Source organism: Bradyrhizobium sp. MI1.10 (genome assembly GCF_055811035.1).
Window position 1 is genome coordinate 361,057 of sequence record NZ_JBVVPN010000001.1, and the last position, 23,105, is coordinate 384,161.

Genomic DNA, 23,105 nt, shown 5'->3' on the forward strand with positions numbered 1-23,105 from the left:
GGTGCCGTAGGGTGGGCAAAGGCGCGCTTTGCGCGACGTGCCCACCATCTTTCTGCACATGTGGTAAAAATGGTGGGCACGCTTCGCTTTGCCCACCCTACGACAGCTCGCTACGCCGCCAGATCCGCGACCACCGCGTCCAGCACCGGAAAACCGCTGCTGGTCACGCGCAGCCGTCCCGTTGCATCCACCGTGATCGCGCCTTCTTCGCGCAGCAGCGTGATGCGCTTGGGATCGAGCGAGCGGCCTGACAGCGCGCGGTAGCGCTCGGGGTCGATGCCCTCGACGAGGCGCAACCCCATCAGCAAAAATTCGTCGGCGCGCTCTTCGCTGTTGAGGAGATCGTCGGTGACGACGCCGTGCCCGTTGGTCTCGACCCGCATCACCCAGGCTTCGGGACGCTTCTCGGTAGCGGTCGCGTGCCTGATGCCGTCGATGTCGAGCCGGCCATGGGCACCGGGGCCGATGCCGGCATATTCCTCGCCGCGCCAGTAGACCAGATTGTGCCGGCACTCGGCGCCCCGCCGCGCGTGATTTGAAATCTCGTAGGCGGGCAGGCCGAGCTTGTCGCAGGTTTCCTGTGTGACGTCGTAGAGCGCGCGTGCGACCGCTTCATCCGGCGTCTTCAGCTTGCCGGCTTGATGCAGGCCGAAGAACGGCGTGCCTTCTTCGATCGTCAATTGATAGAGCGACAGATGCTCGGCCGCCTCGCCGATCGCGAGACGCAATTCATCGGCCCACATCGCCGGCGTCTGGTCGGGACGGGCGTAGATCAGGTCGAACGAATAACGATCGAACGAGCGGCGCGCGATGGCGACGGCATCGAGGGCCTCGCGCGCGCTGTGCATGCGGCCGAGCGCTTTCAGCGAGGCATCGTCGAGCGCCTGCACGCCGAGCGAGACGCGATTGACGCCGGCGGCGCGATAACCGGCGAAGCGCGTGGCCTCGACGCTGGTCGGGTTTGCCTCCAGCGTGACTTCAACGTCTTTCGCTACAGTCCAGTGCTTGCCGATGGCGTCGAGCACAGCGCCGACGGTTGCAGGCTGCATGAGCGAGGGCGTGCCGCCGCCGAGAAAGATCGAGGTGACTTCGCGGCCGGGCGAGCGCTCGGCGGTCGTCGCGATCTCACGCGCGAATGCTGACGCAAAACGCGCTTCGTCGATCGCGGCGTGACGGACATGACTGTTGAAGTCGCAATAGGGGCACTTCGACAGGCAGAACGGCCAGTGCACGTAGACGCCGAAGGCTTCCTTAGCGCGGCTCAAGGCAGATCTCCGCCAGTTTCACGAAGGCGCGGGCACGGTGCGACAGGCCAAGACCGAGCGGCGGCAGGCCGTGCTTCTCGATGCTTTCCATTTCGCCGAAGGTGCGGCTGTGGCCGTCGGGCAAAAATATCGGGTCGTAGCCAAAGCCGGCGGTGCCGCGCGGCGGCCACACCAGCGTGCCGTCGACGCGCGCCTCGACCTCTTCGAGATGATCGTCGGGCCATGCAACGCACAGCGCGGAAACGAAATGGGCCTTGCGCTTGGCGGGCGTGGTCGCGCCGCGCTCCTGCAACAGCCGTTCGATCTGCGCCATCGCCGCGGCAAAATCCTTGTTCGGCCCGGCCCAGCGCGCCGAGTAGATGCCGGGCGCGCCGTCGAGCGCGTCGACCACGATGCCGGAATCATCGGCGAAAGACGGAAGCTTCGTCGCCTGCGCTGCCGCGATTGCCTTGATCGCGGCGTTGCTGCGGAAATCGTTTCCGGTCTCGTCCGGCTCGGCAAGGCCGAGCTCGCCGGCCGACACCGCATCGATGCCGTAAGGCGCGAGCAGCTCCTTCATCTCGGCGAGCTTGCCGGGATTATGGGTCGCGATGACCAGCTTTCCGGTGATTCGGCGATGCATCGGCCTATTGACTACGCTACCGCCAGTTTCTGCAAGTCCACGAGACGCGCGACGCCCTTGCGCGCAAGCGCCATCAACGCCAGGAACTCGGCTTCCGTGAACGGCTCGCGTTCCGCGGTGCCCTGGACTTCGATGATGCGGCCATCGCCCGTCATGACGAAATTGGCGTCGGTATCGGCTTCGGAGTCCTCGGCATAGTCGAGGTCGAGCACGGGCGTGCCCTTGTAGATGCCGCAGGAGATCGCGGCGACGTTGTCGCGCAACACGTTGGCCTTGACCATGTTGCGCGCCTTCATCCAGCTGACGCAATCGGCGAGCGCGACCCAGGCACCGGTGATCGAGGCCGTGCGGGTGCCGCCGTCGGCCTGGAGGACGTCGCAATCGACCGTGATCTGGCGCTCACCGAGTGCTTCGAGATTGATGATGGTGCGAAGCGAGCGGCCGATCAGGCGCTGAATTTCGACGGTGCGGCCGCTCTGCTTTCCGGCGGAGGCCTCGCGGCGGGTGCGTTCCGAGGTCGCGCGCGGCAGCATGCCGTATTCGGCGGTGACCCAGCCGCGGCCCTGGCCCTTGAGCCATGGCGGCAGGCGGTCTTCCAGCGTGGCGGTGACCAGCACGTGGGTGTCGCCGAATTTCACCAGGCACGAGCCTTCCGCATATTTGACCACGCCGCGCTCCAGCGTCACGGGGCGCAATTCGTCGGGCGCACGGCGGCTTGGCCGCATGGGAAATCCTCCAAAACTCTCGGAAAAGGGCTGTTGGCGGTGCTTGTAGGTTGGGTGAGGGTGGGCGGCAAGGGGGAAGATCGAGGCCTTATTCACCCCGGATTTTCAATCCGCGAACGCCACGCTTGTCAGAAGCCCCAGGGATAGACAAATTAGCTGTATCTGAGAGGAGTTACGGTCTGTGGCCCATCACGATCCGATCCATCTGATCGCGCCGCGCGCGGGCCTCGCCCAGCTCAACGAGCGTTCTCGCGACATCTTTCGTCAAATCGTCGAAAGCTATCTCGCGACCGGGGAGCCGGTGGGCTCACGCAATATTTCGCGCCTGATCGCCATGCCGCTGTCGCCCGCGTCGGTCCGCAACGTCATGGCCGACCTGGAACAGCTCGGCTTGATCTACGCCCCGCACACCTCCGCCGGCCGGTTGCCGACGGAACTCGGCCTGCGGTTCTTCGTCGATGCCCTGATGCAGGTCGGCGATCTCAATGACAGCGAACGGCAGGCGATTCAGAGCCAGTTGACCTCCGTCGGCCACGCGCAATCGGTGGAGGCTGCGCTCGAAGAGGCATTGACGCGGCTCTCCGGCCTGACCCGCGCAGCCGCCGTCGTGCTGACGCCGAAATCCAATGCGCGGCTGAAACATATCGAATTCGTCCGCTTGGAACCGGAAAAGGCATTGGTGATCCTGGTCGGCGAGGACGGGCAGGTCGAAAACCGCGTGTTGACGCTGCCACCGGGGGTTCCATCCTCGGCGTTGACCGAAGCCGGGAACTTCCTCAATGCCCGTATCCGGGGCCGGACCCTGGCCGAGGCCCGGCTGGAGCTCGAAACCGCGCTCGGAGAGGCGCGCACCGAGCTCGATCAGCTGACGCACAAGGTGATCTCGGCCGGCATCGCCAGCTGGTCCGGCGGCGAGAACGAGGACCGCCAGCTCATCGTCCGCGGCCACGCCAATCTGCTCGAGGATTTGCATGCGCTGGAGGATCTCGAGCGCGTTCGCCTGCTGTTCGACGATCTCGAGACCAAGCGCGGGGTCATCGACCTGCTCGGGCGGGCCGAGACTGCGGAAGGCGTGCGGATCTTTATCGGCAGTGAGAACAAGCTGTTCTCGCTGTCGGGCTCGTCCACCATCATCTCGCCCTATCGGGATGCCGCCGGCCATATCGTCGGCGTTTTGGGCGTGATCGGGCCGACGCGGCTGAATTATGCCCGTGTGATCCCGACCGTGGACTATGCTGCCCGCATCGTCAGCCGGCTCCTGGGGGGCTGACCTGCGTCTCTCCCGATCACGGGCGCTTGATTTTCGGCGTCCGAAGCACGATATGCGGGCCAGAAACCCCCTGAGACGAATGCGAAAAGAGAGCCGATGACCGATCGAGACCGGCAACCCGAAGACACGAGTGCTGCGGCCGGCGAGCCCGTGGTGTCAAAACCCTACATCATGCCCGACGATCCCGAGCCGGGCTCGGTCGAGCTCCTGCAGAAGGAAGCCGCCGAGGCGCGCGACCGCATGCTGCGGACGCTGGCCGAGATGGAGAATCTGCGCAAGCGCACCGCCAAGGAGGTCGCTGACTCCAAGCTCTACGGCGTCACGGGCTTTGCCCGCGACGTGCTCGACATCGCCGACAACCTCCAGCGCGCGCTCGATGCCGTTCCGGCCGAAGCCCGTGCGGCGGCCGATGCAGGCCTCGCCTCGCTGATCGAGGGCGTCGAACTGACCGAGCGCTCGCTACTGAGCGCGCTGGAAAAACACGGCGTGAAGAAGTTCGATCCCTTGGGCCAGAAGTTCGACCCGAACTTCCAGCAGGCGATGTTCGAGGTGCCCGATGCGTCGGTACCCGCGGGCACCGTCGTGCAGGTCATGCAGGCCGGCTACACCATCGGCGAGCGCGTGCTGCGTCCCGCCTTGGTCGGTGTCGCCAAGGGCGGCGCCAAGGCCGCGCCCGCCAACAGCAACGAGCCGAACGGCGCTGCGAACTGATCGATCCTCATGGTGAGGAGGCGCGTCAGCGCCGTCTCGAACCATGCAGGCCGAGCTGCTGCAGCGGGGGCCTTCATCCTTCGAGACGCGCGCCAAGAAGCGCGCTCCTCAGGATGAGGGTCTAGCAGTTCGGTTGCGTCTCTTACGCGCTCGCGGCGATATCTGCGGACTGAATCCGCTTCACGCCGGCCTTGGCCATGTCGGCCCAGGCTTTTGCGAGCGAACCCTGATTGTCGATGCCGCGGCAGGCGTCTTCCACCACATAGACCTCGAAGCCCGCCTTGCGCGCGTCGAGCGCGGTCCAGGCCACGCAGAAATCCGTCGCCAGCCCGACTACGAAGACGCGCTTGATCTTGCGGGCCTTAAGATAGCCGGCAAGGCCGGTCGAGGTCTTGCCGTCGGCTTCGAGGAAGGCCGAATAGCTGTCGACGTCCTTGTGAAAACCCTTGCGGATGATGAGCTCGGCCTGCGGGATCGCAAGGTCTTTCGACAGCGCGGCGCCATCGGTGCCCTGCACGCAATGGTCCGGCCACAGCACCTGCTTGCCGTAGGGAAGATCGACGGTCTCGAACGGCTTCTTCCCGGCGTGGACTGACGCAAAGGAAACATGGCCTTGCGTGTGCCAGTCCTGCGTCATCACCACGTTCGAAAATGCTTTCGAGATCTTGTTGATGACGGGCACCACCTGCTCGCCTTCCTTCACGGCGAGGCTGCCGCCGGGCAGGAAGCAGTTCTGCACGTCGATCACGAGCAGCGCGGATGCATCGTCCGGCTTGATCGATGCCGCTGCCAGAATTGCGGTTGGCGCGAGCGCCACGAGCGCGCTCGTCCCGAGCGCTGCCAAGACTTGTCGCCGATCCAGCATCATTCGCCTCCCTCCAGGATGAACTCAACGGAAGGGGAGCCTAGTTCCGTTCGTATACGAACAGAAGCCCGAAAATGCAGCCGGCTTTGGTGAGTCGTTGGGCTTGAGCCGCGGGTTCGGTGCACCTCGCCCGCTTGCGGGAGAGGTCGCTGCGCTCGTAGAGCGCGGCGGGTGAGGGTTCTATCCTCTGGGGGATTGTCCCCTTGCGGCGACACCCTCTCCCCAGCCCCCCGCAAGCGGGGGAGGGAGCGCATCTCATGCGCAGATGCTGCTAGCCCTTTGGCTGGATGCCGTCGCGGACCGCGCGGAAGCGGGTGAAGGCAGTCGGCCATTGCTCGCGCGGGGCGCTGGCGATGATGCGCAGCGAGGCGCCGCCGCTGCTGAAGCGGATCCACTGCACCACGGTCACCGGCGTCTTGTCCTTGCCGCTGACGCCGTCGATCCGGGTCTCGAACCCCTGCTGGCCGCTGATGCGGATCGGCTCGGACATGGTGACGCGCGACTCGCGCACGCCGGGGATCTGGAGCGCCGCCTCCTGGGCGAAGCGGGCGCGGTCGTCGGCGGCTTGCGGGGTGGCGCCGATCACGCCGAGGATGATGAACGGCTTCGATTCATAGCCGGAGCTCTCGTCGCCGTCGGCCAGGATGATGCTCGAGCCCGGCGCCAGCGTGCGAACGTCCTTGAAGTCGGCGAGATCGGTGATCTTGAACGGCATCAGCGCGATCTGCTCGTCGGCCGAGACCTGCTTGCGGGTGACGACGCTCGCAAACATCTGCCGCACCGCCTCGTCGGTGTAGATCTTGACCGCATTCTCGGGAATCTGCACCGCGACATAGCCGGAGAAGCCGGCGCCCGGCACGATCATCGAATAGCGCCGCACCGGGGTCTCGCCGGCCTTGCCGCTCTCGGTGGTGAAATAGGCAAGTCCCGCGGGCGTCTCGATCTTGTCCTGCTTGACGCCGTTGGCTCCGGCCGGATTGGAGTTGAAGGCGCTCACGACCTCGCCATAGGCCGCCGGCGGCAGCTCTGTGATCAGCACCTTGACGCTGCCGTCCTCGCTCTCGAAGCCGGGAAAAGTCTTGGCCGTGTTAAGGCCGACCAATGGCACCATGCCGAGGCGCAAGCCAGGTGGGAAAACGGCGTCGGCAGCCAGAGCCGGAAGCGCAGAGGCGACGAGGAGGACGAGCGCGGCGAGGGGGCGGATCAGCTTCATGGGCACTCTGATTGGTTCACATTGAGGCCGTTCGATGGTGGCCGGCCGGCCGTTTTGTCGCGCGAGGCGGCCTGATGACGAGCCCGGCCGGCTGCCCGCCTTTTAGCGGTTTTGGTCTGGCCGCAACAGGGCGGGGCGGGATGCTGTGACGGATGCGGGCCGATCGCGGGACCTGTTAATATTTCCTCACCCGCAAGGGCGGTGCAGCCCGGATATGTTCTTCCAAAACCCAATGTTTTCACGGCCGAAACTTGCGTTCGGTCCTTGCAGGCACCTCCCCCCCTCCTATATGACCCCCAACCATCGCAATATCGCGAATGTTTGATCTTAGGGGGTTTCGGTTCGGGTGCCTTCTGGGCCCAGCCAGCCTGCCGCAAAAACAAGGATATAGGACCATGGGAAAGGTCATCGGGATCGACCTCGGTACCACGAATTCGTGCGTCGCCGTAATGGATGGCAAGAACGCCAAAGTCATCGAGAATTCCGAAGGCATGCGCACGACGCCTTCGATCGTCGCCGTGACGGACGACGGTGAGCGCCTCGTCGGCCAGCCGGCCAAGCGCCAGGCGGTCACCAATCCCGAGCGCACGTTCTTCGCAGTGAAGCGCCTGATCGGCCGCCGCTACGACGACCCGATGGTCGAGAAGGACAAGAAGCTCGTTCCGTACAAGATCGTGAAGGCTTCCAACGGCGACGCCTGGGTCGAGGCCGACGGCCAGACCTACTCGCCCTCGCAGGTCTCGGCGTTCATCTTGCAGAAGATGAAGGAGACCGCGGAAGCCCATCTGGGCCAGAAGGTCGACCAGGCCGTCATCACCGTGCCCGCCTACTTCAACGACGCCCAGCGCCAGGCGACCAAGGACGCCGGCAAGATCGCCGGCCTTGAAGTGCTGCGCATCATCAACGAGCCGACCGCGGCCGCGCTCGCCTACGGCCTCGACAAGACCAAGGCCGGCACGATCGCCGTGTACGATCTCGGCGGCGGCACGTTCGATATCTCGATTCTCGAAATCGGCGACGGCGTGTTCGAGGTGAAGTCGACCAACGGCGACACCTTCCTCGGCGGCGAAGACTTCGACATGCGCCTCGTCGGCTATCTCGCCGACGAATTCCAGAAGGAGCAGGGCATCAACCTGCGCAACGACAAGCTCGCGTTGCAGCGCCTGAAGGAAGCCGCTGAAAAGGCCAAGATCGAGCTGTCGTCGACGACGCAGACCGAGATCAACCTGCCCTTCATCACCGCGGACCAGACCGGCCCGAAGCATCTGACGATGAAGCTCACCCGCGCCAAGTTCGAGGCGCTGGTCGATGACCTCGTCCAGAAGACCGTCGAGCCCTGCCGCAAGGCGCTGAAGGATGCCGGCCTCACCGCCGCCGAGATCGGCGAAGTGGTGCTGGTCGGCGGCATGTCCCGCATGCCGAAGGTCCAGGAAGTCGTGAAGCAACTGTTCGGCAAGGAGCCGCACAAGGGCGTCAACCCGGACGAAGTCGTGGCGATCGGCGCCGCGATCCAGGCCGGCGTGCTCCAGGGCGACGTCAAGGACGTGCTGCTGCTCGACGTGACCCCGCTGTCGCTGGGCATCGAGACGCTGGGCGGCGTGTTCACCCGCATCATCGACCGCAACACCACGATCCCGACCAAGAAGAGCCAGGTGTTCTCGACCGCCGAGGACAGCCAGAACGCGGTCACCATCCGCGTCTTCCAGGGCGAGCGTGAAATGGCGGCCGACAACAAGATGCTCGGCCAGTTCGACCTGATGGGCATTCCGCCGGCTCCGCGCGGCATGCCGCAGATCGAGGTGACCTTCGACATCGACGCCAACGGCATCGTCAACGTCTCGGCCAAGGACAAGGCCACGTCCAAGGAGCAGCAGATCCGCATCCAGGCCTCTGGCGGTCTGTCGGAAGCCGACATCGAGAAGATGGTCAAGGACGCCGAGGCCAATGCTGAGGCGGACAAGAAGCGCCGCGAGGCCGTGACTGCCAAGAACGACGCGGACGGACTTGTGCATTCGACCGAGAAGGCACTGGCCGAGCACGGTTCGAAGGTCGCCGAGACTGAGCGCCGCGCCATCGAGGATGCCGTCAGCGACCTCAAGGAAGCGCTGAAGGGCGACGATGCCGAAGCGATCAAGGCCAAGACCCAAACGCTGGCCCAGGCATCGATGAAGCTCGGCGAGGCCATGTACAAGCAGCAGGCCGAGGCCGACGCCAAGAAGGACGCGGCCAAGGACGACGTCGTCGACGCGGAATTCACCGAAGTCGACGACGACAAGACCAACAAGAAGTCCGCCTGAACCCCGCGAGGGTGATGATGCGGACGGCTTGGACCCCACACGCGCCAACGGCCTCCTCCCTCGCGGGGGAGGCCATCGTGTCGGGCTCGACGGACCAAGGCTTTAAATTTGGGCCCGTTACGATCGATCAATTCCCAGCCGTTATTCTGAACACTGCCATGCAATCCTCTGTCGCGAGGCGGAAGGCTGCCTATATCGTTGCATGGCGACGTTGCTTCGCTCCGACTTGAATCGCGATCGGATAGACTGAGCTCATCATGTCCACGTCCACCAAGCGCTGCTACTACGAAACCCTCGAAGTCGAACGCGATGCCGACGATTCCGTCCTGAAATCGTCGTTCCGCAAGCTGGCGATGAAGTTTCACCCCGACCGTAATCCCGGGGACAACACCAGCGAAGTCAAGTTCAAGGAAATCAACGAGGCCTACGAGGTCCTGAAAGACAAGGACAAGCGCGCCGCCTATGACCGTTACGGCCATGCCGCCTTCGAGCAGGGCGGCGGTGGCGGCGCCGGTTTCGGCGCGGGCTTCGCCTCCTCCTTTTCCGACATTTTCGAAGATTTGTTCGGCATGGCCGGACAGCGCGGCGGCCGTGGCGGCCGCGAGCGCGGCGCCGACCTGCGCTACAACATGGAAATCACGCTCGAGGAAGCTTTTGGCGGCAAGACCGCGCAGATCGAGATTCCGGTCTCGGTCACTTGCGAAGCCTGTTCGGGCATCGGGGCCAAGGCCGGCACCAAGCCGAAGACCTGCTCGACCTGCGGCGGCGCCGGACGCGTACGGCAGTCGCAAGGCTTCTTCACGCTGGAGCGGACCTGTCCGGGCTGCCAGGGGCGCGGCCAGATGATCGAGGACGCCTGCCCGTCCTGCTCGGGTCAGGGGCGCGTCACCCGCGAGCGGAATCTGTCGGTCAACATTCCCCCTGGAGTCGAGGACGGCACCAGGATCAGGCTCGCCGGCGAGGGCGAGGCCGGGGTCCGCGGCGGCCCGCCCGGCGACCTCTACATCTTCCTGTCGCTGGCCCAGCACCAGTTCTTCCAGCGCGACGGCGCCGATCTGCATTGTCGTGTGCCGATCTCGATGGTAACGGCGGCGCTTGGTGGCGAGTTCGAGGTGCCGACCATCGAGAAGGGCAAGACCAAGGTGAAGGTCCCAGCCGGGACCCAGTCCAGCCGCCGATTCCGCATCGCATCAAAAGGCATGCCGGTGCTGCGCTCGCGCCAAATGGGCGACATGTACGTTCAGGTCGTGGTCGAGACCCCGCAGAACCTCACCAAAAAGCAGCAGGAATTGCTGGCCGAGTTCGACAAGCTCTCCTCCGGCAACACCCAGCCGGAATCCGAGGGTTTCTTCACCAAGGTCAAGGATTTCTTCGGTAATCGGGCGAGTTGACGCGTCTTGACCGTGCCGCCTTCGGCCTATACGTCTTTATGACCATTTTCTGACACGCCGCGGTCACGCGGTCCCGGCCGGTCCCGACATGCCATTGCCATCGTCCGCGCGTGCGTTGAAGAAGCCCCGTCTCGATGACGAGGTGCGTTTTCTCCGGTCATGGATCGAAAAGCCCCTCCACATGGGTGCGGTGATGCCGTCGGGCAAGCTGCTGGCCCGGACCATGGCCCATTACGTCGACGTCAATTCGGACGCACCGGTGGTTGAGCTCGGCCCCGGCACCGGCGCCATCACCTCGGCCCTGGTCGAGCGCGGCGTCGACCAGAAGCGTCTCGTCCTCGTCGAATACAATCCGGGCTTCTGCGCCCTGCTGCGCGACCGCTATCCGCAGGCCAAGGTGGTGCAGGGCGATGCCTATCGCCTGCGCGACACGCTGTGGAACGTGCTGAGCGCGCCGGCCTCCGCGGTCGTCTCGGGCCTGCCGCTGGTTACAAAACCGATGCTGACGCGGCTGCGGCTGATCCGCGACGCCTTCACGGCCCTGGCGCCCGGTGCGCCCTTCGTCCAGTTCACCTACGCGGTGGTGCCGCCGATTCCGAAATCGCTGCCCGGCGTGTCCACAGAGGCCTCCGAACGGATCTGGATGAACCTTCCGCCGGCCCGCGTCTGGGTGTATCGCAAGGACTAATTCCGCCGGCATTGCTGTTTGCGTGGCGGGCTCGTTTCGCCGAACGCATGGAAGCGGATGTCCGCACCGAAAATTCTGATCATTCCCGGCTCCCTGCGCACCGGCTCGCACAATGCGAAGCTGGCAGCGGTCGCCGCCTATGCATTCGACCAGGCCGGCGTCGACGTCACCCGCGTCTCGCTCGCCGATTTTCCGCTGCCGATCTATGACGGCGACCTGCAGGCCAAGTCCGGTGTGCCCAAGCACGCGATCAATCTCAAGCGCATGATCGGCGCGCATCATGGCGTGCTGATCGTCTCGCCCGAATACAATGCCTCGGTGCCGCCGCTGCTGAAGAACGCGATCGACTGGGTCAGTCGCGTGCATGAGCTGCACGAGCCGCGCGGCGAGGTGTTCCGCAACCGCGTCTTCGCGCTCGCCGGCGCCTCGCAGAGCCGGCTCGGCGCGGCTCGCGCGCTGCAAGCGTTGCGTCTGATCCTGACCTCCTGCCACGCCAATGTGATTGCCAGCCAGCTGACGCTCGCCTTTGCCGACCAGGCCTATGACGATATGGACAGGCTGAAGCACGAGGGCGATATCGCCGCGTTGAAGGACCTGGTGCGGCAGTTGATCGATTTTTCCCAACGCATGATGTGAGGTGACATGACGCCAGCCGAGATCGCCCCGAAAGACCGCCTGATCGTCGCGCTCGATCTGCCCGGCGTTGACGCCGCGGAAGCGATGGTCAACCGGCTCGGCGACAGCGTCACCTTCTACAAGATCGGCTATCGGCTGGCTTATGCCGGCGGCTTGCCGCTGGTGGGCAAGCTCGCCGACAAGGGCAAGAAGGTCTTTCTCGATCTCAAGCTGCACGACATCGGCAACACCGTGGCGCAGGGCGTCGACAGCATCACCAGGCTCGGCGCGACCTTCCTCACCGTGCACGCTTATCCGCAGACCATGAAAGGTGCCGTCGAAGGTCGCGGCAGCTCGAACCTGAAGATCCTCGCCGTCACTGTTCTGACCTCCTACAACGAGGACGATCTGCACGCGGCAGGCTTCCGGCTCGGCGTCTCCGAGCTCGTCGAAGCGCGCGCCCAGCAGGCGCAGGTGCTCGGCATCGACGGGCTGGTGTCGTCGCCCGAGGAAGTTGGAGCCTTGCGCAAGATCGTCGGCCACCAGATGAGCCTCGTCACCCCCGGCATCCGGCCGGCGGGCGCGGCGAGCGGCGATCAGAAACGCATCATGACGCCGGGCCGCGCGATTGCGGCCGGCGCGGACTATCTCGTCGTCGGGCGGCCGGTGGTGGAAGCCACGGACCCCAAGGCGATCGCGGAGGCGATCCAGAGCGAGATCGCCGAGGCACTCGGAGCATGATCCGGACCCGAAGGGCCGCGTTAGCGCAAAGTGTGCAGCGGTTTTCCGATCAGATCATGCTCAAATAGAAGCCCAACAACACAGGGAGAAGAACAATGGCAAAAGGCTACTGGATCGGACGCGTCGACGTGAGCAGTGACGAGGGCTACAAGCCCTATGCCGTCGCCAATGGTCCGATCTTCAAGAAATGGGGTGGCCGCTTCGTCGTCCGCGCGGGCAAGTTCACCACGGTCGAAGGCGCCAGCCGCACCCGCAACGTCGTGATCGAATTCCCGGACTACGAGACCGCGATCGCTTGCTACAACTCGCCGGAATACCAGGCCAACATCAAGGTGCGCCAGCCGCACTCCGTCGCCGACCTCATCATCATCGAGGGCTATGACGGCCCGCAGCCGTCGGACGGCTGAGGCTGGGTCTGCGCGCGCCTCGTCCTTCGAGACGACCGCTCCGCGGTCTCCTCAGGATGAGGCTAAGCAGTATCGGCGCCCGTCGAATTTGTTGCCACGGATTCCAACCTCATCCTGAGGGCCCGCCGCAGGCGGGCGTCTCGAAGGATGGCCGCAAGCGACCGCGCTCCAGGGGAGGGTGGAAGCCCGCCTGCCCCCAATCCCCCTTGGTTGCCGGAACTGCATCCCCCCGCTACAACAACCGCGAGAGGATCGCACCATGTCCGACATGCGCTTGATCGTTGCTGGAGCCGGCGGCCGGATGGGCCGGGCGCTGACTCGGGCGATTGCCGAGACCAAAGGCGCGGTGCTGGCCGGTGCGCTGGAGGCGCCGGGATCGGAGCTGCTCGGCAAGGATGCCGGCGTGCTCGCAGGCCTGCCGGCCAATGGCGTCAAACTGTCCGGCGATCTCTGGGCATTGTCGAAGGACGCCGACGGCATTCTGGATTTCACCGTGCCGGCGGCGACGCTGGCCAATGTCGCGATCGCCGCCGAGCGCGGCCTCGTGCACGTGGTCGGAACGACCGGCCTGTCGGGCTCCGACAACGCCGTGATCAAGAGCGTCACCAACCGCGCCGTCGTGGTGCAGTCCGGCAATATGAGCCTGGGTGTCAATCTGCTCGCCGCCGTGGTCAAGCGCGTCGCCAAGGCGCTCGACGAGAGCTTCGACATCGAGATCGTCGAAACCCATCACCGCATGAAGATCGATGCGCCCTCGGGCACGGCGCTGATGCTGGGCCAGGCGGCGGCGACCGGCCGCGGCATCGCGCTCGACGAGCATGCAGATCGCGGCCGCGACGGCATCACCGGCGCGCGCAAGCCCGGCGATATCGGCTTTGCGTCGTTGCGCGGCGGCACCGCGGCCGGCGATCACAGCGTGAGCTTCCTCGGCCCGTTCGAACGCCTGACGCTGTCGCATCACGCGGAGGATCGCATGCTGTTCGCCCACGGCGCGCTGAAGGCCGCGCTCTGGGCGCACGGCAAGAAGCCGGGGCACTATTCCATGGCCGACGTGCTCGGCCTGTCTGACATTTGAACTAAACGGAAAGCAATCAATGAGCGAACGTCTTCTCGTGCTGGTGCGGCACGGTCAGAGCGAATGGAATCTGAAGAACCTGTTCACGGGCTGGAAGGACCCTGATCTCACCGAGCTCGGCGTGAAGGAAGCCTCGGAAGCCGGCCGCAAGCTGAAGGCGCAGGGCCTCGTGTTCGACGTCGCCTACACCTCGGTGTTGACGCGCGCACAGCACACGCTCGATCTCATTCTCGGCGAGCTCGACCAGAAGGGCCTGCCGACGACGAAGAACCTCGCGCTGAACGAGCGCGACTATGGCGATCTCTCGGGGCTCAACAAGGACGACGCCCGCAAGAAATGGGGCGAGGACCAGGTGCTGATCTGGCGCCGCTCCTACGACGTGCCACCGCCCGGCGGTGAAAGCCTGAAGGACACGCTCGCGCGCGCATTGCCCTATTACGTGCAGGAGATCCTGCCCGGCGTGCTCAACGGCAAGCGCACATTGGTCGCCGCCCACGGCAATTCGCTGCGCGCGCTGATCATGGTGCTGGAAAAGCTCTCGCCCGAAGGCATTTTGAAGCGCGAGCTCGCCACCGGCGTGCCGATCATCTACCGTCTCAATGCGGATTCGACGGTGGCCTCGAAGCTGGATCTGGCGGGGTAAAGATGAGGGGCGGCTAGGCCGCGCTAAGCACGCAGAATTGTAGGGTGGGCAAAGCGTAGCGTGCCCACCATGCAGCAGCGATTGCGGAACGATGGTGGGCACGGCGCGCGAAGTGCGTGCCTTTGCCCACCCTACGAAACTTTGCCGATGACAGTCTTACTGCATCCCCAGCTGCCCGGCCTCCCAGCCCAGCATCGCCTGCTTGCGGGTGATGCCCCAGTGGTAGCCGGTGAGCGTACCGCTCTTGCCGAGAGCGCGGTGGCAGGGCACGACAAAGGACACGGGGTTCTTGCCGACGGCGGCGCCGACGGCGCGTGAGGCTTTCGGGCTGTTGATGTTGCAGGCGATGTCCGAATAGGACACCGCGCGGCCCATCGGGATCTTCAGCAACGTCTCCCACACCCGGACCTCGAAATCGGTGCCGATCATCACCACGCGCAGCGGCTGGTCCGGCCGCCAGAGCTTTGTGTCGAAGATGCGCTGCGCCAGCGGTGCGGTGCCTTCGTGATCCTCGACGTAAGTTGCGTTCCGCCATCGCCGCGTCATATCGGCAAGCGCCACCTGTTCCTCACCGGGATCGGCGAAAGCAAGTCCCGATAATCCGCGATCGGTCGCGATCACGATCGCAGCGCCGAACGGCGAGTGATGAAAGCCATAGCGCAAGATCAGCCCCGCGCCGCCGTTCTTCCATTCGCCCGGCGACATCGCTTCGTGCGTGACGAAGAGATCGTGCAAGCGCCCCGGACCCGACAGGCCCGAGTCGAGCGCCGCATCGAGGATGCTCGCGGAATCCCTGAGCAAGCCCTTGGCGTGATCGAGCGTGAGCGCCTGCATAAACGCCTTCGGCGTGATCGAGGCCCAGCGGCGGAACAAATGGTGCAGTTCGTCCGGGGTGACGCCGGCCGCATCCGCCATCGCCTCGATGGTCGGCTGCGCGCGCCAGTTTTCCGAAATGAAGGCGATCGCCCGGCGCACGGAATCATAGTCGCGCATCGCGGCGTTCTGGGAGCCCGGCCCGGCCAGGCGCTGGTCATGTATCGCGAGTGTCATCATGACGACAAATGTAGGAGAGGGCAGGGTGCGAAACCACCCGATTTCCGATCCGCAAATCAGGTCACCGGATTGTAGGTCGGACCGCGCCTGGCGGCATTTAATGCCTCAACCAAACCCTTGTAAAAACTTGTTTTTTCATCCGGTCCGAGGAAGCGGGCGATCTGGATCTGGTGACCTCGCGAGATCAGATAGAGGTGCTCGATGCCAAAATCCTCGTCGATTTCCATGTCCAGCCGGACCCAGAGCGGATTGAAGGTCCACTCGACGATTTGGCCGTGCTGGCTGATGCGCCGCACGCGTAATTCAGATGGCGTGACCACGATCTCCTCGCTGGCCCGCGCCGCGCGGAAATTGGCCTTGAAGGCCCACCAGATCACCAGCACGTCGAGGCCGAAGAAACCGAACACCGGCCACGCGCCCATCATCAGGAAGACGAGGCCGGTGACGAAGCTGACGGCGCTCAGGAACAGCATCACCGCGAGGAAGCCGGTGCGGTTCAGCGAGCGGTGCGGCGTCAGGCGCGCGGAAAAGATCTGAGGCTCGGCCTCGCTTCCCGATCGTTCGCGCTCAATTTCGTTGCCTGTGCTCATCGTCCCTCAGTATATCCCGATCATGGCGAAAATCACCCGCAAGACGGCCCCGCGCAAAACGTCCGTGCCGAAGAAAAAGGCGAAGGCGGCCGCCGCGAAGCCCAAGGTCCCCGGCAAGAAATCCCTCAAGGCCATGAAACCCTGGACGCCGCCCGAGGTGCACGAGGTCTTCAGCCGTTTCCGCAAGGCCAACCCGGAGCCGAAAGGCGAGCTCGAGCACGTCAATCCGTTCACGCTGCTGGTCGCCGTGGTGCTGTCGGCACAGGCGACTGACGCCGGCGTCAACAAGGCGACGCGCGCGCTGTTTGCGATCGCCGACACGCCGCAGAAGATGCTCGACCTCGGCGAAGAGCGCCTGCGTGAGTACATCAAGACCATCGGCCTCTACCGCACCAAGGCCAGGAACGTCATTGCGCTGTCCGCGAAGCTGCTCAGCGAATTCGGCGGCGAGGTGCCGCGCACGCGCGCCGGGATCGAGTCGCTGCCGGGCGCCGGGCGCAAGACCGCCAATGTCGTGCTCAACATGGCCTACGGCGAGCACACCATGGCGGTCGACACGCATGTCTTCCGCGTCGGCAACCGGACCGGACTTGCGCCGGGCAAGACGCCGCTGGAGGTCGAGCTCGGTCTCGAAAAGGTGATCCCGGCCGAGTTCATGCTGCATGCCCATCATTGGCTGATCCTGCATGGCCGCTATACTTGCCTCGCGCGCAAGCCGCGCTGCGAGGTTTGCCTGATCAACGATCTCTGCCGGTGGCCGGAAAAGACGGTCTGAAAATAGCGTTCGGGAAAGTGGTTTTTGGAGTCTAGCGTGAGTCAGCAGGAACAAATCTCGCCGTCACCACCTCCTGCTACACCGGCGCCGCCACCGAAGCCAACGCAGCGACCGGCGAGTTCACTGTGGAGCCGGCTCGCGATTCCGCTGTTCGCGGTGATCGTCGCGCTCGGCTTCGTCGCGCTGGCAACGCAGCGCTTCGACGAATGGGTCGGCAATTCGGCGGTCCAGACCACCAACGACGCCTATGTGCGGGCCGAGCTGACGCGGCTTGCCAGTCGCGTCTCCGGCGAAGTGCTGACCGTCGGGGTCACCGATTTCCAACGCGTCAAGGCCGGCGATCTCATGATCCAGATCGATCCTGCCGACTATGAGGCGCAAGTCGCGCAGTCCGAAGCGGCGGTCGCCGCCGCGCAAGCCGTGCTCGACAATCTGGCCAATCAGATCGAGCTGCAATATGCGACGATTGCACAGGCGCAGGCCGCGCGGCTCTCGGCCGAAGCCGTGGAGGTCGAGGCGCGGCAGGAGCAGGAGCGCCAGCAGTCGCTGTCGCAGACCGAATCCGGCACGCGGCAGCGGTTCGAGCAGGCGGTCGCAGGCTATGCCAAGGCGCAGGCCGATGTGCGCGCGAGCCGCGCCGTGATCGCGGCCCAGCAGCACCAGCTCGAGGTCCTGCAAGGCACCAGGAAGCAGCGCGCCGCCGATCTCGAAGCGACCAAGGCAACACTGGCGAGTGCGAAGCTCAAGCTCGGCTACACCAAGATATCGGCACCGTTCGACGGCGTCGTCGGCGAGCGGCAGGTCCAGCCTGGCGACTACGTCAACATCGGCACCAATCTCATCAACGTTGTGCCGTTGCCGAAGGTCTACGTGATCGCGAACTACAAGGAGACCCAGCTGACGCACGTCGCACCGGGCCAGCCAGTCGAGATCACTGTCGACAGTTTCCCGCGCGAGAAGCTGCGCGGCAGGGTCGAGCGCATTGCGCCCGCGACCGGCGCGCAGGTCGCGCTGCTGCCGCCGGACAACGCAACCGGTAACTTCACCAAAGTCGTGCAGCGCATTCCCGTGCGCATCCAGTTCGACGACAACCAGCCACTGCTGGCGCGGCTGGTGCCGGGCATGTCGGTCGTCACCAGCATCGACACCAAGGCCGGCAATGGCGGAAAATGACGATTCCAGTCGCGGACCGCTCTCGCGCGGCGGCGTCGCGCCGCAGCCCTTGTTTGCGGTGGCGGCGGTGCTGCTCGGCTCGTTCCTCGCCAATTTCGACAGCCGCCTGACCACAATAGGCCTGCCGGACCTGCGCGGCGCGTTCTCGCTCTCGTTCGACGAGGGCGCCTGGCTCTCCACAGCAGGCATCGGCTCGCAGATCTTCATCGCGCCCGCGGTGGCCTGGCTTGCCACCGTGTTCGGCCTGCGCCGCGTGCTCGGTATCCCGAGCCTCGTCTATGCCGCGGTCTCGCTGATCATCCCGTTCGTGCACGACTATCCGACATTGCTCGCGCTCAGCGTCGTGCATGGCCTCCTGCTCGGCACCTTCGTGCCGGCGACGTTGATGATCGTGTTCCGCAATTTGCCGATCCGCTGGTGGCTCCCAGCGATCTCGATCTATTCGATCCGCGTCGGCTTCGCGCTGGATACCTCGAGCGCGCTGGTCGGCTTCTATGTCGACCATCTCGGCTGGCAATGGCTGTACTGGCAGAGCGTGCTGATCGCGCCCCTGATGGGCCTGATGGTTTATTGGGGCACGCCGAACGAACCGGTGAATCGCGCTTTGCTGCGCGAGGCCGATTGGGGTGGCATGCTGCTGCTCGGCGCCGGCGTCTCGATGATCTATGCCGGGCTCGACCAGGGCAATCGGCTGGACTGGCTGGGATCGGGGACCGTGATGGCGTTGATCATTGCCGGCGCGGTGCTGGTCGCGGGTTTTCTCGTCAACGAATCCCTGGTGCGGCAGCCTTGGGCGCATGTGAACGTCCTGTTCTCGCGCAATATCGGCCTGGGGCTGGTCCTGATCCTGCTCTACACGCTGACCAGCCTGTCCAACGCGTCGCTGGTGCCGAACTTCCTCGCCACCATCGCCCTGCTCAGGCCGGAGCAGAGTGGCTTGCTGCTGCTCACCTACGGCGCGTTGCCGATGTTCGTGCTGGTGCCGCTCTCGATCTGGCTGCTGCGGCATTTCGATACGCGGACAGTGGTGGTCGTGGGATTTGCCTGCTTCGCCGCCGCCAATCTCTGGGGCACGCAGCTCAGTCATGATTGGGCGCGTGAGGATTTCGCCGGCATCGTGCTGCTCCAGGCGATCGGGCAGTCGTTGACCTTGCTGCCGCTGATCATCACGCTGCTGTCCAATTCCGATCCGAGCCGTGCGACCTCGTTTGCCGCCTATATCCAGATCATGCGGCTCGGCGGTGCCGAGATCGGCGTGGCGTTGATGGGGACGTGGCTGCGCGTCCGCGAGCAGATCCATTCCTTCTATCTCGGCCAGAATCTCGGCGTCGGCGACGTCGATGTGGTCCGCATGCTGAAACAGCTCGCCGACCATTTTGCGGCCCATGGTGCCGGCTCGGCACAGGCACGCGCGGTCGGTACGCTCGCGGGCTTCGTCCAGCGCGAGGCCAATGTGCTCGCCTATATCGACGGCTTCTGGCTGTGCTTCTGGGTGGCGATGGCCGCGCTCGGCGTCGTCGCGCTTGTTACCCGTGCCCCGCCCGGCCCGTTCACGCCGGCGCCGTTCGGCTTCGCCAGGATGCTGTTGCGCAGATGCGGAGTGAAGGTCGCCTGAATGCGACGATGGTTGGTTCGCCCGATCGCGCGACGGGGTTGGTCACCTCTCCCGCAAGCGGGAGAGGGAGCGTCCCCTCACCGCATCTGTCGCGCCGGCTCGATCAGCTCGGGCCGCGGGCCTGAGAGCCGCTTATGCATGTGGACCATGAAGGCCATGGCGAAGATCGGCGTCGCCAGATTGACGATCGGGATCGAGACGAAGGCTGCGATGAACAGGCCCGCGGTGAAGATGGTCGCGGCATTGTCGCGCCGCATCGCCTTGGCTTCCTCCGGCGAGCGAAACCGCATCGCCGCGAGCTCGAAATATTCGCGGCCGAGCAGCCAGGCCGTGGCGAGGAAGAAGACCAGGAAACCGGCGCCGGCGAACAGCACCAGCGGCAACGCGATCAGGTAGACCAGGATCGTCAGCAGCGCGGTCTTGACGCCCTCGTAGATCGCCTGGCTGAACGGCAGCGCGACGCCCGGCCGCTCCGCCGGATAGTGCTCGCGCTCGACGATGTCGGCGACGTCGTCGACGAACAGGCTCGCCACCAGCGAGGTGATGGCGGGCATCAGGAACACAGCCCCGAACACGACGCCGAAGCCCGCGGCGATCGAAATGATCCAGGACAACACCTCGAGCGATGAGTGCCAGCCCGGACCGAGCAGGCCTTCCAGCCAGGCCTCGCCATAGGTCGCAAACCAGCTCAGGAGCCGCTGCAAGCCGATCGCCAGCACGATGATCAGCACCAGTGCGACGCCGATCGACCGCCACAGGATCGAGCGCATCGGCGGCGAGATCATTTGCGACAGCGCCTTGACGGCGGCATCCAGCATGGGAGTACCTCTCACGAAATCACCCGCGAGAGGTAGACACCCCGGGCCACTTCGGCAAGGGAGATCGGCGGCACCGCTTATGGCCGGATTGACCGCCCGCATCAACGAAGCCACGATGAATTCGGCAAGACCGTTGCTTCACCAACCCGCTTGACAACAAGCGGAACCAGCCGGGCAAAGGAACAGGCGCATATGGCGACGGAAGAATCGGTGGCCGGATTGCCGCTCGCAGGCGTGCGCGTCATCGAGATGACCCACATGGTCATGGGCCCGACCTGCGGCATGATCCTGGCGCAGCTCGGAGCCGACGTGATCAAGGTCGAGCCGCCCGCGGGCGACAAGACCCGGAGCCTGGGAGGCATGGGCACCGCTTTCTTCCCGTTGTTCAACCGCGGCAAGCGCAGCGTGGTGCTGGATTTCGAGAAGCCTGAGGATCTCGACACCATGCACCGGCTGCTGGCGACGGCCGACGTGTTCCTGGAGAATTTTCGCGACGGCCAGCTCGCGAAGCAGGGGCTTGGCGCCGACGAACTGCGCCGCCGGCATCCGGAGCTGATCATCGCCGGCCACAAGGGTTTCCTCTCCGGTCCCTACGAGCACCGCCCCGCGCTCGACGAGGTCGTGCAGATGATGGCGGGGCTTGCCGCCATGACCGGCACCAGCGAAAAGCCCCAGCGTGTCGGCTCGTCCGCCAACGACATCATGGGCGGCATGTTCGGTGTGATCGCGATCCTCGCTGCGCTCTATCAGAAGCGCGGGGGACAACGCGACGGCGCCGACATCCGCATCGGCCTGTTCGAGAACTGCCTGTTTCTGGTTGCCCAGCACATGGTCGAATACGAGATGACCGGCAACAAGCCGCGCTCGATGCCGGAGCGCGAGCATGCGTGGCCGATCTACGACATCTTCGAGACCGCCGGCGGCGAGCGCATCTTCATCGGCGTCGTCACCGAAGGCCATTGGCAGAGCTTTTGCCGCGAGTTCGGCCTGACTGAATTCCTCGATGATCCCGCCTTGCGCACCACGACCGATCGCATTCTGGCGCGTGCGCGGATCATTCCGCGCGCGGCCGGGATCATCAGGCAGTGGGACGTGGCAAGACTGTCGCAGAGGCTCGATGCGCTCAACATCTGCTTTTCTCCGATCAACCGGCCCGAGGATCTCTTCACCGATCCGCATGTGCTGCGGCCGGGCGGCCTCGTCAACAATGTCACCGCCGACGGCAAGCCGTTCCGGGTGCCGGCGCTGCCGATCGAGTGGAACGGCAGCCATATCGGCGAAGGCCTGAGGGTCGCGCCGCTCGGGGGCGACACCGCGACCGTTCGCGCCGAGATCAACACCGAAAATGAAGACGCCACGTCAAAAACAACAGGGAGGCGCGCATGAGCCGGATTCAGGAGATTTACCCCGCAGAACGCGTCAGCCTGCGCGAAGTCGGCCTGCGCGACGGGCTCCAGCTCGTGAAGAAAATTCCGTCGACCGAAGCCAAGCAACGCTGGGTGCGCGAGGAATATGCCGCCGGTGTGCGGCATTTCGAGGTCGGCTCGTTCCTGCCGGCAAAGACGTTTCCGCAATTCGTCGATGTTCGCGACGTCGTCGCGACCGTCGCTTCATTGCCCGGCGCGCATGGCATCGCGCTTGCGCTCAACGAACGCGGCGTGAACGAGGCGCTGGAATCCGGCGTCGGCGAAATCGCCTCCGTGGTCTCGGCAACGGAAGAGCACAGCCAGGCCAATGCGCACCGCTCGCGCGAGTCCGCGATCGCCAATCTGAAACGCCTGTGCGAGATGCGCGATGGCACCAGCCACAAGCCGCTGGTCAACGCGGCGATCTCGATGGCGCTGGGCTGCTCGATCACCGGGGCGGTCGACCCTGCAGAAGTGCTGCGGCTGGTCGACAAATGCCTGGAGGCCGGTGTCGATTTCGTCGGCATCGCCGACACCGTCGGCTATGCCGGGCCGAAGCAGGTGGCGGAGCTGACGCGCGCCGCGGTGAAGCTCGCGGGGTCAAAGCCGATCTGCATCCATCTCCACGACACCCGCGGCATGGGCATCGCGAACGCGGCCGCGGCGCTCGACGAAGGCGCGCGTATCCTCGACGGCTCGCTCGGCGGCCTCGGCGGCTGCCCCTTCGCTCCCGGCGCGACCGGCAATGTCGTGTTCGAGGATCTCGTGTTCCTGTGCGAGAGCAAGGGCTTTGCGACCGGCATCGATTTGGAGAAATTGATCGCGGTGCGCAGGATCCTGCGCGAGGAAATGCCGAATGAGCAGCTCTACGGCGGCCTCGCCCGGGCGGGATTGCCGGGTGGGAGCGCGGCGAAGGCGGCTTAAATCCGCAGGGTGGAACGCTCTTCCCTTCTCCCCTTGTGGGAGAAGGTGGCGCGAAGCGCCGGATGAGGGGTGGCTCTCCGCGAGCTCGAAGAGGAGTAGTCGCGGACACATACCCCTCACCCGTGGGGGGGCCGGGGGGGGGGGCCCCCCCCCCCCCCCCCCCGGGGGGGGGGGGCCCCCCCCCCCCGGGCCCCGCGCCGCGGCGGGGGGGGGGGGGGGGGGG

Annotated in this window: 23 protein-coding genes; 15 read left to right on the top strand and 8 right to left on the bottom strand. The window is 65.2% G+C overall.

From position 1 onward, the window contains the following. Window positions 1-110: 110 nt before the first annotated feature. From hemW to rph, 3 genes are read right to left on the bottom strand one after another with little or no spacing between them, the layout of a single operon-like run. Window positions 111-1,265: a radical SAM family heme chaperone HemW gene (hemW, locus tag AC0L3K_RS01615; protein WP_354171993.1), complete on the bottom strand. Its 1,155-nt coding sequence runs from the start codon at window positions 1,263-1,265 to the stop codon at window positions 111-113. Further along, entirely contained in the window at window positions 1,252-1,887 is a 636-nt protein-coding gene (gene rdgB / locus AC0L3K_RS01620; RefSeq protein WP_354200296.1) for an RdgB/HAM1 family non-canonical purine NTP pyrophosphatase, read from the bottom strand. The genes hemW and rdgB overlap by 14 nt, the downstream gene beginning before the upstream one ends. Window positions 1,888-1,898: 11 nt before the next feature. After that, window positions 1,899-2,612, bottom strand: a complete 714-nt coding sequence (rph, locus tag AC0L3K_RS01625; RefSeq protein WP_007598482.1) for a ribonuclease PH — start codon at window positions 2,610-2,612, stop codon at window positions 1,899-1,901. A gap of 181 nt (window positions 2,613-2,793) precedes the next feature. Here rph and hrcA point away from each other — a divergent pair, with 181 nt between their 5' ends. Both hrcA and grpE read left to right on the top strand, forming a co-directional pair. Then, on the top strand, window positions 2,794-3,882 hold the full coding sequence (gene hrcA / locus AC0L3K_RS01630; protein ID WP_007598483.1) for a heat-inducible transcriptional repressor HrcA: 1,089 nt from the start codon (window positions 2,794-2,796) through the stop codon (window positions 3,880-3,882). 96 nt (window positions 3,883-3,978) lie between these two features. Then, window positions 3,979-4,593: a nucleotide exchange factor GrpE gene (gene grpE, locus AC0L3K_RS01635; RefSeq protein ID WP_275168934.1), complete on the top strand. Its 615-nt coding sequence runs from the start codon at window positions 3,979-3,981 to the stop codon at window positions 4,591-4,593. A gap of 142 nt (window positions 4,594-4,735) precedes the next feature. On the opposite strand, the gene pncA is transcribed toward grpE, so the two are convergent. Both pncA and AC0L3K_RS01645 read right to left on the bottom strand, forming a co-directional pair. Next, window positions 4,736-5,458: a bifunctional nicotinamidase/pyrazinamidase gene (pncA, locus tag AC0L3K_RS01640; protein WP_219681965.1), complete on the bottom strand. Its 723-nt coding sequence runs from the start codon at window positions 5,456-5,458 to the stop codon at window positions 4,736-4,738. 271 nt (window positions 5,459-5,729) lie between these two features. Further along, the gene (locus tag AC0L3K_RS01645; protein WP_219681933.1) at window positions 5,730-6,671 is read right to left on the bottom strand and encodes a hypothetical protein; all 942 of its coding nucleotides are present in this window, start codon (window positions 6,669-6,671) and stop codon (window positions 5,730-5,732) included. A 395-nt stretch (window positions 6,672-7,066) separates the two neighbouring features. Here AC0L3K_RS01645 and dnaK point away from each other — a divergent pair, with 395 nt between their 5' ends. The 8 genes from dnaK (at window position 7,067) to AC0L3K_RS01685 (ending at window position 14,528) form a co-directional block, all read left to right on the top strand. Then, window positions 7,067-8,968, top strand: a complete 1,902-nt coding sequence (gene dnaK / locus AC0L3K_RS01650) for a molecular chaperone DnaK (RefSeq protein WP_007598490.1) — start codon at window positions 7,067-7,069, stop codon at window positions 8,966-8,968. 257 nt (window positions 8,969-9,225) lie between these two features. Continuing rightward, a complete protein-coding gene (gene dnaJ / locus AC0L3K_RS01655) occupies window positions 9,226-10,359 on the top strand; it encodes a molecular chaperone DnaJ (protein ID WP_007598494.1) in 1,134 nt (377 codons plus the stop codon). A gap of 88 nt (window positions 10,360-10,447) precedes the next feature. Further along, window positions 10,448-11,047, top strand: coding sequence for a class I SAM-dependent methyltransferase (locus AC0L3K_RS01660; RefSeq protein WP_007598495.1), 600 nt, complete (start codon window positions 10,448-10,450; stop codon window positions 11,045-11,047). Window positions 11,048-11,104: 57 nt separating this feature from the next. After that, window positions 11,105-11,683, top strand: a complete 579-nt coding sequence (locus AC0L3K_RS01665; protein ID WP_354200297.1) for an NADPH-dependent FMN reductase — start codon at window positions 11,105-11,107, stop codon at window positions 11,681-11,683. 6 nt (window positions 11,684-11,689) lie between these two features. Continuing rightward, window positions 11,690-12,403, top strand: a complete 714-nt coding sequence (pyrF, locus tag AC0L3K_RS01670; protein WP_007598498.1) for an orotidine-5'-phosphate decarboxylase — start codon at window positions 11,690-11,692, stop codon at window positions 12,401-12,403. Window positions 12,404-12,498: 95 nt separating this feature from the next. Continuing rightward, window positions 12,499-12,810, top strand: a complete 312-nt coding sequence (locus AC0L3K_RS01675) for a DUF1330 domain-containing protein (protein ID WP_027566211.1) — start codon at window positions 12,499-12,501, stop codon at window positions 12,808-12,810. A 259-nt stretch (window positions 12,811-13,069) separates the two neighbouring features. Beyond that, window positions 13,070-13,885: a 4-hydroxy-tetrahydrodipicolinate reductase gene (gene dapB, locus AC0L3K_RS01680; protein ID WP_007598502.1), complete on the top strand. Its 816-nt coding sequence runs from the start codon at window positions 13,070-13,072 to the stop codon at window positions 13,883-13,885. A 19-nt stretch (window positions 13,886-13,904) separates the two neighbouring features. Beyond that, the gene (locus tag AC0L3K_RS01685) at window positions 13,905-14,528 is read left to right on the top strand and encodes a 2,3-bisphosphoglycerate-dependent phosphoglycerate mutase (RefSeq protein ID WP_007598504.1); all 624 of its coding nucleotides are present in this window, start codon (window positions 13,905-13,907) and stop codon (window positions 14,526-14,528) included. 156 nt (window positions 14,529-14,684) lie between these two features. Here AC0L3K_RS01685 and AC0L3K_RS01690 read toward each other — a convergent pair whose 3' ends face one another. Then, window positions 14,685-15,581, bottom strand: coding sequence for a bifunctional helix-turn-helix domain-containing protein/methylated-DNA--[protein]-cysteine S-methyltransferase (locus AC0L3K_RS01690; protein WP_354200298.1), 897 nt, complete (start codon window positions 15,579-15,581; stop codon window positions 14,685-14,687). A 56-nt stretch (window positions 15,582-15,637) separates the two neighbouring features. Then, window positions 15,638-16,171: a DUF2244 domain-containing protein gene (locus AC0L3K_RS01695; RefSeq protein ID WP_354200299.1), complete on the bottom strand. Its 534-nt coding sequence runs from the start codon at window positions 16,169-16,171 to the stop codon at window positions 15,638-15,640. Between the two features lie 22 nt (window positions 16,172-16,193). Between AC0L3K_RS01695 and nth the strand changes: the two genes are divergently transcribed. From nth to AC0L3K_RS01710, 3 genes are read left to right on the top strand one after another with little or no spacing between them, the layout of a single operon-like run. Further along, on the top strand, window positions 16,194-16,946 hold the full coding sequence (gene nth, locus AC0L3K_RS01700) for an endonuclease III (protein ID WP_354200300.1): 753 nt from the start codon (window positions 16,194-16,196) through the stop codon (window positions 16,944-16,946). Between the two features lie 36 nt (window positions 16,947-16,982). Beyond that, complete coding sequence (locus AC0L3K_RS01705; protein WP_354200301.1) at window positions 16,983-18,119, top strand: HlyD family secretion protein; 1,137 nt, start codon at window positions 16,983-16,985, stop codon at window positions 18,117-18,119. Continuing rightward, the gene (locus AC0L3K_RS01710; protein WP_354200302.1) at window positions 18,106-19,734 is read left to right on the top strand and encodes an MFS transporter; all 1,629 of its coding nucleotides are present in this window, start codon (window positions 18,106-18,108) and stop codon (window positions 19,732-19,734) included. The genes AC0L3K_RS01705 and AC0L3K_RS01710 overlap by 14 nt, the downstream gene beginning before the upstream one ends. Window positions 19,735-19,811: 77 nt before the next feature. On the opposite strand, the gene AC0L3K_RS01715 is transcribed toward AC0L3K_RS01710, so the two are convergent. Then, on the bottom strand, window positions 19,812-20,552 hold the full coding sequence (locus AC0L3K_RS01715) for a sulfate transporter family protein (RefSeq protein WP_007598514.1): 741 nt from the start codon (window positions 20,550-20,552) through the stop codon (window positions 19,812-19,814). Window positions 20,553-20,744: 192 nt separating this feature from the next. Here AC0L3K_RS01715 and AC0L3K_RS01720 point away from each other — a divergent pair, with 192 nt between their 5' ends. Both AC0L3K_RS01720 and AC0L3K_RS01725 read left to right on the top strand, forming a co-directional pair. Next, window positions 20,745-21,938: a CoA transferase gene (locus tag AC0L3K_RS01720; RefSeq protein ID WP_354200303.1), complete on the top strand. Its 1,194-nt coding sequence runs from the start codon at window positions 20,745-20,747 to the stop codon at window positions 21,936-21,938. Then, entirely contained in the window at window positions 21,935-22,882 is a 948-nt protein-coding gene (locus AC0L3K_RS01725; RefSeq protein WP_354200304.1) for a hydroxymethylglutaryl-CoA lyase, read from the top strand. Before AC0L3K_RS01720 ends, AC0L3K_RS01725 begins: the two co-directional genes overlap by 4 nt. Window positions 22,883-23,105 lie beyond the last annotated feature (223 nt).

What these genes read in the sequence shown, in the direction of transcription:
- rdgB (WP_354200296.1), bottom strand. Translation starts at nt 1,887, where the DNA reads ATGCATCGCCGAATCACCGGAAAGCTGGTCATCGCGACCCATAATCCC.
- rph (WP_007598482.1), bottom strand. Translation starts at nt 2,612, where the DNA reads ATGCGGCCAAGCCGCCGTGCGCCCGACGAATTGCGCCCCGTGACGCTG.
- grpE (WP_275168934.1), top strand. Translation starts at nt 3,979, where the DNA reads ATGACCGATCGAGACCGGCAACCCGAAGACACGAGTGCTGCGGCCGGC.
- pncA (WP_219681965.1), bottom strand. Translation starts at nt 5,458, where the DNA reads ATGCTGGATCGGCGACAAGTCTTGGCAGCGCTCGGGACGAGCGCGCTC.
- AC0L3K_RS01645 (WP_219681933.1), bottom strand. Translation starts at nt 6,671, where the DNA reads ATGAAGCTGATCCGCCCCCTCGCCGCGCTCGTCCTCCTCGTCGCCTCT.
- dnaK (WP_007598490.1), top strand. Translation starts at nt 7,067, where the DNA reads ATGGGAAAGGTCATCGGGATCGACCTCGGTACCACGAATTCGTGCGTC.
- dnaJ (WP_007598494.1), top strand. Translation starts at nt 9,226, where the DNA reads ATGTCCACGTCCACCAAGCGCTGCTACTACGAAACCCTCGAAGTCGAA.
- AC0L3K_RS01660 (WP_007598495.1), top strand. Translation starts at nt 10,448, where the DNA reads ATGCCATTGCCATCGTCCGCGCGTGCGTTGAAGAAGCCCCGTCTCGAT.
- AC0L3K_RS01665 (WP_354200297.1), top strand. Translation starts at nt 11,105, where the DNA reads ATGTCCGCACCGAAAATTCTGATCATTCCCGGCTCCCTGCGCACCGGC.
- pyrF (WP_007598498.1), top strand. Translation starts at nt 11,690, where the DNA reads ATGACGCCAGCCGAGATCGCCCCGAAAGACCGCCTGATCGTCGCGCTC.
- AC0L3K_RS01675 (WP_027566211.1), top strand. Translation starts at nt 12,499, where the DNA reads ATGGCAAAAGGCTACTGGATCGGACGCGTCGACGTGAGCAGTGACGAG.
- dapB (WP_007598502.1), top strand. Translation starts at nt 13,070, where the DNA reads ATGTCCGACATGCGCTTGATCGTTGCTGGAGCCGGCGGCCGGATGGGC.
- AC0L3K_RS01685 (WP_007598504.1), top strand. Translation starts at nt 13,905, where the DNA reads ATGAGCGAACGTCTTCTCGTGCTGGTGCGGCACGGTCAGAGCGAATGG.
- AC0L3K_RS01690 (WP_354200298.1), bottom strand. Translation starts at nt 15,581, where the DNA reads ATGATGACACTCGCGATACATGACCAGCGCCTGGCCGGGCCGGGCTCC.
- AC0L3K_RS01695 (WP_354200299.1), bottom strand. Translation starts at nt 16,171, where the DNA reads ATGAGCACAGGCAACGAAATTGAGCGCGAACGATCGGGAAGCGAGGCC.
- nth (WP_354200300.1), top strand. Translation starts at nt 16,194, where the DNA reads ATGGCGAAAATCACCCGCAAGACGGCCCCGCGCAAAACGTCCGTGCCG.
- AC0L3K_RS01710 (WP_354200302.1), top strand. Translation starts at nt 18,106, where the DNA reads ATGGCGGAAAATGACGATTCCAGTCGCGGACCGCTCTCGCGCGGCGGC.
- AC0L3K_RS01715 (WP_007598514.1), bottom strand. Translation starts at nt 20,552, where the DNA reads ATGCTGGATGCCGCCGTCAAGGCGCTGTCGCAAATGATCTCGCCGCCG.
- AC0L3K_RS01720 (WP_354200303.1), top strand. Translation starts at nt 20,745, where the DNA reads ATGGCGACGGAAGAATCGGTGGCCGGATTGCCGCTCGCAGGCGTGCGC.
- AC0L3K_RS01725 (WP_354200304.1), top strand. Translation starts at nt 21,935, where the DNA reads ATGAGCCGGATTCAGGAGATTTACCCCGCAGAACGCGTCAGCCTGCGC.